We start from the raw sequence: 8,657 nt of genomic DNA, 5'->3' as shown, positions 1-8,657 counted from the left end.
GTGGCGGCTTCGGGGAGAGATCCCCGGCAGTCGTGGCTGTTTTCGCACCGCGTGACCCGCCACGAGTGACAGGGATCTCGGAGCGTCAGACCTCAGCCGGAGGCGCGGCGAGGACGGCCGTTTTCGTGACATGTGCGAAGTCTCGCGGGGGATCCGGGGCTCGGCTGGGCCGTCGGACGCGCTGCGGGCGCCACCCGCCGCGCTACGGCCTGCCGCCCTCGCCTCGCCGGGCTCGCGCGCGAGCGAGCATCGACAGACCCAGGCCCAGGGCGAGCACGGCGAGCATCGCCCCGCCGAGAGGGGCGAGGTCGGCGGACAGGCCGGTGCTGGCGAGCTGACCGGTCGTCGACGTCGAGTCCGCTGTCGCGGCGTCGGTGCTCGAGTCGGATGATGCCGTCGAGGTGCTGGAACCGACCAGGGCCACGGTGATCGAGAGCGGCGACGCCAGCACGGAGTCACCGGCGGCATCCACCACGTCGATCTCGTGCGAGCCCGCCTCGGCGTTCAGCGGGATCGTCAGGACCACGTCGATGTCACCGGCTGCCGACGCCGTCACCGGCCCGAGGGTCACGATGACGCTGTGGAGCTCCACCGTGTAGTCGGCTCCCGGCGCGAAACCGATGCCCGTGAGGTGGAGCTGCGAGCCCGGCGCGACGGTCGTGCCGTCCACCGCGCTGATCTGCGGGTCGATGATCAGGAGCGGCACCGTGACGACGTCCGAGGTGTAGCCGGTCGCGCCGGTGGCGGAGACGGCGATGGCGTAGCTGCCCGCCTGCGAGAAGTCGACCTGGCTGGCGTCGACGCTCAGCGTCCCGCTGTCGGTCGAGGCGCCGGATGCGGTCAGGAGCTCGTCGTCCGTCGGAGCGGCGCCCACCGGGTAGACGAGCGTCTGTGCGGTGACGGACACGACGGGGGTGTGAGCGGTGACCATGGTGCGCAGCACGGGGCGGAGGAGCGCCGCATCCCAGTGCCACACGCTGTCGAAGTCCCACCCGATGCCCTCGTACGTGGCCTGCTCCGCCAGCGCCTCGGCCGAGGTGTCGAGACCGTTCTTGTTCTGCGCCGTGCCGGTCGTGACCTCGGTGTCGCCGATCTTGGTGCCCGCCAGCACGAGGTCGTCGGAATAGGTCGGGGACCCGTTCTTCTCCTGTCCGGCGATTCGGCCCCGGTTGCCCGTCGTCGGAACGTCCAGCGTCCCGCTGATCACGACGGAGGAGCTGATCGTCGCTCCGGAGGTGGTCCAGCCCGTCACGATGCCGCCGTTGCTGACATCGCTCGTCGTCGTCGATCCGGCGACGTACGTCCGCTGCAGCACGCTGCCGCTGCGGCTGACTGCGGCGATCTCCCCGACCTCCCAGTTCGCGTGGACGGAGGAGTCGACCACGGCCGAATCCTGCACGGTGCCGTAGTTGTCGACCACGATGGCGGCGCCCTCCCAGCCGCCGGACACGTCGGCGTCGCTCACCCATACCTGCTCGATGGTCCCGGTGTTCTTCACCGCCAGCGCCCCGACCACGACGCCCTGCGTATAGCTGCCGTCGAGACGGGAGATGACATCGGTCAGGCCGAGGTCGCGGATGACGCCGGTGTTCTCGAGGAAGAAGGCCTTGGACCCGCCGCCGTCGATCACGAGGTCGGAGATCGTGTGCCCCGCGCCGTCCAAGGTGCCGCTGAACGAGTCGACCGGGGTCCAGCTCGCTCCGTCCAGATCGAGATCGGCGGCGAGCACGAAGTCCGCGGCCGGATGCGCGGCGATCAGGTCGAGATCGGCCGCCGTGCTGATGGTGTAGGTGCCGTCGCTCGAGTCGTCGGACGACGGATCGTCGTCGGTCCAGCTCCCGCCGGTGTAGGTCGCATACTCGCTCGAGACGTCGAAGACCTTTGCGAGGTTCTGCGCGATGGTGCTCGATTCGGCCCCCGTGGGGGCATCGGCCGCGGTCGTGGAGTCCATGTAGGCGAGCGGTGTCGTCGCCACGATCAGGGTGTCGGCGTCGCTGTCGGCCTGCTGAAGTCCGGAGGCCGCGGTGAACAGGACCGACGCGCGGCGGAGATGGGTCGCGCTCGAGATCAGGGTGTAGCTGCTGATCTCACCCTGCGCATAGAGCACCGCCATCGAGTTCACGGCATTGGTGGGCGTGTCGGTCGACTCGTCCTCCGTCAGGATGCGGTCGGCGCTCACGCCCTGGTCGATGAGCCAGGAGCGCATCACCGCAGCCTCGGTGTTCCCGTTCTTCGGGGCGCCGCCGGCGACGAGCACGAGCGAGTCGGGGTTCGCCGCCAGAGCGGTCAGGGCCACGTGGAGCCGCTGCAGCATCGTGTCCTGCATTGATCCGTCGTTCGCCAAGGCATATCCGAGCACCACGAACACGTGCCCCTGCGAGGGCTGCGTCGTCGTCGGATCTGCGAACTCCAGGCCTCCGTCGTCGAGATCCGCCCATTGCTCGATCGCGTTCGTGAGGCTCGCGCCGGTGGCGGCCGACCATTCTGCGACGCTGTCGGCGTACGCCAGGGCCTGCGCGGTCTCCCCTTGCCGTGCGCGCACGATCGCCTTGGCGATGTTGACGCGTGCTGCGGCGTCGGCCGCCGTCTCGTCCGCGGCCGCGACCGCCTTCGCCGCCGTGAGGGCGAGGGGGGAGGCGGTGTCGGCGCGGGCCGGAGCATCGGTGACCCCTGCGACGGTGAGGCCGGCGATGATCGCCAGGATTCCGATCGTCACGACCGCGGACCGTGGCCCGCTCTTGTTCATACGCATTATCTGGACCTCTGTTGTCACCGGACGATGTGCCGCCTCTGGGCGACATCTCGTTGTATTGATCGGGACGGACCGGTTCGAAGCCTGAAGGTGAAGCAGTGTCGGCGCTCAGATGAACAGCAGGCTCGGGGCAGGACGGGGTGGCGGAACCGATGTCGGAGGGAGTGCGTAGATTCGAATCCTGACATTGAAGAGATAGAACATACGTTCTACCCTGTCAGGGTGAGGACGATCGTGCGGGAAGAGGTGCAGCAGGCGGCGGACCTGCACCGCCTGCGGGCGCAGCTCGAGCGCATGCAGGGGCGGCGGCTCGAGGCTCCCCTGCTGCCCACACCCCCCGTCCTCGCCGATCTGCTGCCGGGCGGCGGCCTGCGGGCCGGTGCCGCCTATGCGCTGCCGTCGTCGTCGGGTCTGCTGCTGTCGTTGCTGGCCCGGCCCACGCGCGCCGGATCATGGTGTGCGGCGGTGGGCATGCCCGATCTGGGCGCCGAGGCCGCCGCCGGCTACGGGGTCGTGCTCGACCGGCTCGTGCTCGTGCCCGAGCCGGGGCCGCGGTGGGTGGCCGTCGCCGCCACCCTGGCCGAGGTCATGACGATCGTCGCGGTGCGCCCCGGGGCGCGGGCGACGGATGCCGAGGCCTCCCGCCTGCAGGCCCGCCTCCGCGACCGTGGTGCCGCGCTGCTCGTGCAGGGCGGCTGGCCCCAGGCCGAGGCGGTGCTCGAGATCTCCGACCCGCACTGGAGCGGGCTCGGGCAGGGCCACGGCTACCTCGCCGAGCGCGAGGTGACCGTCAGCGTGCGCTCCCGTCGCGCCGCGGCGCCTCGCCGGGCGCGGATGCTGCTGCCCGACCCGGCGGGTTCGCTGACCGGCATCGGGGCGCCCGTCGCCGCTCCCGTGCCGTTGCGGGCGGTGGGATGAATGGCCGTGCGCAGCCTCGTGGTGTGGTGCCCGGACTGGCCGGTCATCGCCCTCGAGCGCGAGGGCGTGGCGGCCGTGGGCGAGCCGCTCGTCGTGATCGAGAAGAACGTCGTCGTGGCCTGCTCGGCGGCTGCCCGCGCCGAGGGCGTGCGCCGCGGGCAGCGCCGCCGCGACGCGCAGGCCCGCTGTGCCGGGGTGCGGGTGGTGGCTGCCGACACGGCCCGCGACCACCGGCTCTTCGCCCCGCTGGTGGCGGCGCTCGAAGAGCGGGCGCCGCATGTGCAGATCCTGCGTCCCGGCCTGTGCGCGCTGAAGGCACGGGGTCCCGCGCGCTTCTACGGCGGAGAGGAGGCCGCCGCCGCCGTGCTGCGCGAGACGCTCGCCGGCCTCGGAATCGCCGATGTGCGCACAGGGGTGGCCGACGGGCCGTTCGCCGCCGAGCACGCCGCCCGTCGCACCGCCCCGTCGCAGCCGGTGACGATCGTGCCGGCGGGCCAGGCCGCGTCCTTCCTCGCCCCGCTGCCGACCACCGCCCTCGACGACGCCGACCTCGCGCACCTGCTGGCGCGGCTCGGCGTCCGCACGCTCGGCGAGTTCGCGCAGCTGCCGGCGGAGCGCGTGCGTGAGCGGCTCGGGGAGCGCGGCGTGAGGCTGCACGCGCTCGCCGCAGGCGTTGACCCGCGCGAGGTCACGCCGCGGGTGCCGCCGGCCGAGCTCGATCGCGAGACCTGGTTCGATCCTCCGGTGGAGCTTTCCGAGCAGGTGGCCTTCGGCATGCGGATCACCGCCTCCGAGTTCATCGCCCGGCTCGACGCCGAGCGGCTCGTGTGCACCGAGCTGCGGGTGGAGCTGGAGACCGAGCTCGGGGAGCGCAGCGAGCGCGTGTGGCTGCATCCCGGCACCTTCGACGCGTCCGCCGTGGTCGACCGGGTGCGATGGCAGCTCGCCGAGGCCCCGGCGTTGCGCAGCGGCGTGAGCCGGGTGCGCATCGCGCCCGAGGCGGTGGATGCCGCTGCCGGCCATGTCCCCGCGCTGTTCGGCGGCAGCGGGCAGGAACGGGTGCACCACGCGCTCTCGCGGGTGCAGGCGATGCTCGGGCACCGCGGGGTTCTCACCCCCGCCCTCGGCGGCGGTCGGTGGCTCGGCGAACGGCAGGTGCTGGTGCCGTGGGGCGATCGCGCCGTGACCGAGCGGCCGCCCGACCGCCCCTGGCCGGGATCGCTGCCGTCGCCGCTGCCCGCGACCGTGTTCGAGCGGCCGCAGGCGGCGCGGGTGACGGCATCCGACGGCGCGCCGGTGACCGTCGACGACCGCGGGGGGCTCTCGGCGCCGCCCGCTCGGCTCGCGACCTGCGGGCGGATGCGGGCGATCGCGTCGTGGGCGGGGCCCTGGCCGGTCATCGAGCGGGAGTGGGATACGGCGCACTGCCGCCTCGCGCACCGGTTCCAGGTCGTCGACGAGGCGCAGCAGGCCTGGCTGCTGATGATCTCCGACGGGCTCTGGGCAGCGGAAGCACGGTACGACTGATGGGCTGGAGCAACGGGCCGTCGGTGCCGTGGTCTGAGCTGGAACGCACCCTCAGCGAGACGCGTCGTCCCCGGCCGCCCGGCGTCGACGGCGGCGATAGCCCGGCGTTCTCGCACAAACGCGGGCCGTACGTGGGCGAGGAGATCGAGCCGCCCCCGGATGCGGTGCCCTATGCGGAGCTCCACGCGCACAGCTCCTACTCCTTCCTCGACGGGGCCTCCTCCCCGGAGGAGCTCGTCGAGCAGGCCGAGCGGCTCGGGCTGCACGCGCTCGCGGTGACCGATCACGACGGCCTCTACGGCATCGTGCGCGTCGCCGAGGCGGCCGAGCACCGTCGGGTGGGGACCGTGTTCGGCGCCGAGCTCTCGCTCGGCCTGCCCGCGCCCCAGAAGGGCGAGGCGGATCCGGCCGGCACCCATCTGCTGGTGCTCGCCCGGCAGGAGGAGGGGTACCACCGGCTCGCGGGAGCGCTCACCGCGGCCCAGCTGCGCGGGGCGGAGAAGGGACGCCCGGTCTACGACCTGCGCGAGCTCGCCGAGCGGGCAGGCGACCACTGGGCGGTGCTGACCGGATGCCGCAAGGGCGCCGTGCGACAGGCGCTCGCCGCCTCCGGTCCCGCCGCCGCGGCCGAGCAGCTCGATCTGCTCGTCGACCTGTTCGGGCCGGATGCGGTGCAGGTCGAGCTGTTCGACCACGGCGACCCGACGGCGGCCCGCGACAACGACGTGCTCGCCGCGCTGGCCGCCGACCGTGGTCTGCCCGTGCTCGCGACCGGGAACGTGCACTACGCGGTGCCGGAGAAGCGGGTGCTGGCGGCGGCGATCGCCGCGGTGCGGGCGAACCGCAGCCTGGACGAGCTCGACGGCTGGCTGCCCGCCCACGGCGGCGCGTTCCTGCGCTCCGGCGCCGAGATGACCGAGCGGTTCGCCCGCTATCCCGGAGCGGTGGCGCGCACCGTGACCCTTGCCGACGAGCTCGCCTTCTCGCTGCGCCGGGTGCGTCCCGCCCTCCCACGGCAGGAGGTGCCGGCGGGCGAGACTCCCATGTCGCACCTGCGGAAGCTGGTCTGGGAGGGGGCGGCGTGGAAGTACCCGGAGCTGCCCGAGGGGCATCGGCGGCGTCTGGAGCGCGAGCTCGACGTCATCGAGCAGAAGGACTTCCCGGGCTACTTCCTCATCGTGCACGACATCGTCCGCGAAGCCCGGGATCGAGGCATCCTGTGCCAGGGCCGGGGGTCGGCGGCCGCCAGCGCCGTCTGCTACGTGCTGGGCATCACCGCGATCGACGCGATCGGGTTCAACCTGCCGTTCGAGCGGTTCCTCTCCAGCATCCGCGACGAGGAGCCCGACATCGACGTGGACTTCGACTCCGACCGCCGCGAGGACATCATCCAGTACGTCTACCGGACGTACACCCGTGAGCGCGCCGCGCAGGTCGCGAACGTCATCCAGTACCGGCCGAAGAACGCGGTGCGCGACATGGCCCGTGCCCTCGGCTACTCGCCGGGCCAGCAGGACGCCTGGTCGAAGCAGGTGGAAAGGTGGGGAAGCGACATCGCCTCGGCCCAGGGACACGACATCCCCGACCGGGTCATCACCTACGCGACGGAGCTGCTGAAGGCGCCCCGGCATCTCGGCATCCACTCCGGCGGCATGGTGCTCACCGAACGGCCGGTCGGGGAGGTCGTGCCGATCGAGCATGCCCGCATGAAAGATCGCACCGTCATCCAGTGGGACAAGGACGACGCGAGCTGGATGGGGTTGGTGAAGTTCGACCTGCTGGGGCTGGGGATGCTGGCGGCCCTGCAGCACTGCTTCGACCTGATCCACGGGGCGACGGGGGAGAGGTGGGACCTCGACACGATCCCGAAGGAGGAGGCCGCGGTCTACGACATGCTGTGCCGGGCCGACGCGGTCGGGGTGTTCCAGGTGGAGTCGCGCGCGCAGATGGGGCTGCTGCCGCGGCTGCGCCCGCGCGAGTTCTACGAGCTCGCGATCGAGATCGCGCTCATCCGGCCCGGCCCCATCCAGGGCGGGGCGGTGCATCCCTTCGTGCGTCGCAAAGAGAAGCTGGCGGAGCAGGCGGCGCGCAGGCGGAGAGGAGAGCAGGTGACGGAGCCCTCGCCCGTGACCTATCCGCATCCCGAGCTGGAGCCGGTGCTCGAGCGGACGCTGGGCATCCCGGTGTTCCAGGAGCAGCTCATGCAGATGGCCATGGTCATCGGCGACCTCTCCGCGGCGGATGCCGACCTGCTGCGGCGGGCGATGGGCTCCAAACGAGGGCTGGAGAAGATCGAGAGCATCCGCGACAAGCTCTACGCCGGCATGGCCGCCCACGGTCTGGACGAGGAGGAGGCCGACGCGATCTACGCCAAGATCCAGGCGTTCGCGAACTTCGGGTTCGCCGAGTCCCACGCCCTGTCGTTCGCGCTCCTGGTCTATGCGTCGTCATGGCTGAAGCTGCACTATCCGGCCGCCTTCCTGGCGGGACTGCTGCGGGCGCAGCCGATGGGGTTCTACTCCGCGGCGACCCTCACCGCCGACGCGCGCCGCCACGGCGTCGAGGTGCGCCGTCCCGATCTGCAGCGCTCCGGCGCGCAGGCCGGGCTCGAGCCGGCGGATGCCGCCGGGCCCCGCGCCCCGACCGGGCTCGATGGCTGCGTGCACCGGCCGCAGCCGAAACCGGGGAGGTTCCTCCCGGAGGCGCCGGACGAGTCCGCTGCGCACCGCCGCGACGGCGTCTTCGCGGTGCGGCTGGGGCTCGGGCAGGTCACCGGCATCGGCGCCGAGGTCGCGACCCGCATCGTCGCCGAGCGCGATCGCGGGGGCGCGTACCGCGACCTGCGCGACCTGGTGCGCCGCGCCGATCTGACCGCCGCCCACCTCGAGGCCCTCGCCACGGCGGGTGCGTTCGCGTGCTTCGGCCTGAGCCGGCGTGAGGCGATCTGGCTGGCGGGCTCCGCCGCCGAGGACCGGGCGCAGTACCTGCCCGACTCGGTGACGGCTGTGCAGCCGCCGCTGTTCGGCGACCCGTCGGCCTACGAGCTGCTCGCCGCCGACCTGTGGGCCACCGGCCTGTCGACCGACGACCATCCGCTGACCCACTACCGGGCGGCGCTCGACGCGCGCGGTGTGCTCACCTCCGCCGAGGTGCGCACGCACGAGGCGGGGCGGCGCATCGAGGTCGCCGGGCTCGTCACCCACCGGCAGCGGCCGGCGACGGCATCCGGCATCACCTTCGTCAACCTCGAGGACGAGCACGGCCTCGTGAACGTGATCTGCTCGGTCGGGGTGTGGAACCGCCACCGCCGGCTCGCCCGCGATGCGCCGGCGCTCATCGTGCGGGGGATGCTGGAGCGCTCGGCCGAAGGCGTCGCGAACATCGTCGCCGATCGTCTCGAAGACCTGCGGGTCGGCGTGCAGCACCGCTCGCGCGATTTCCGCTGAACCTGCGCGGCGGC

Annotated in this window: 4 protein-coding genes; 3 read left to right on the top strand and 1 reads right to left on the bottom strand. The window is 72.5% G+C overall.

What is annotated here, in order from left to right; translation table 11 throughout:
• Positions 1–202 precede the first annotated feature (202 nt).
• Positions 203–2,716, bottom strand: coding sequence for an ElyC/SanA/YdcF family protein (locus QM626_RS12575; protein ID WP_415077294.1), 2,514 nt, complete (start codon positions 2,714–2,716; stop codon positions 203–205).
• Positions 2,717–2,974: 258 nt separating this feature from the next.
• On the opposite strand from QM626_RS12575, the gene QM626_RS12570 reads away from it, so the two are divergent.
• Genes QM626_RS12570 through QM626_RS12560 form a run of 3 tightly spaced genes read left to right on the top strand, consistent with a single transcriptional unit; the run spans position 2,975 to position 8,643 of the window.
• The gene (locus tag QM626_RS12570; protein ID WP_415077293.1) at positions 2,975–3,670 is read left to right on the top strand and encodes a hypothetical protein; all 696 of its coding nucleotides are present in this window, start codon (positions 2,975–2,977) and stop codon (positions 3,668–3,670) included.
• On the top strand, positions 3,671–5,197 hold the full coding sequence (locus tag QM626_RS12565; RefSeq protein ID WP_415077292.1) for a DNA polymerase Y family protein: 1,527 nt from the start codon (positions 3,671–3,673) through the stop codon (positions 5,195–5,197).
• Complete coding sequence (locus QM626_RS12560) at positions 5,197–8,643, top strand: error-prone DNA polymerase (RefSeq protein ID WP_415077291.1); 3,447 nt, start codon at positions 5,197–5,199, stop codon at positions 8,641–8,643. Before QM626_RS12565 ends, QM626_RS12560 begins: the two co-directional genes overlap by 1 nt.
• The last annotated feature ends 14 nt before the right edge of the window (positions 8,644–8,657 follow it).

It is taken from the genome of Microbacterium sp., from assembly GCF_047606385.1.
Lineage (GTDB): Bacteria > Actinomycetota > Actinomycetes > Actinomycetales > Microbacteriaceae > Microbacterium.
Note: the sequence above shows the minus strand (reverse complement) of the source record. Positions and strands in the feature narration are given on the sequence as shown.

Excerpts from the sequence above, each read along its gene's own strand:
- QM626_RS12565 (WP_415077292.1), top strand. The coding sequence starts at position 3,671 with ATGGCCGTGCGCAGCCTCGTGGTGTGGTGCCCGGACTGGCCGGTCATC.
- QM626_RS12560 (WP_415077291.1), top strand. The coding sequence starts at position 5,197 with ATGGGCTGGAGCAACGGGCCGTCGGTGCCGTGGTCTGAGCTGGAACGC.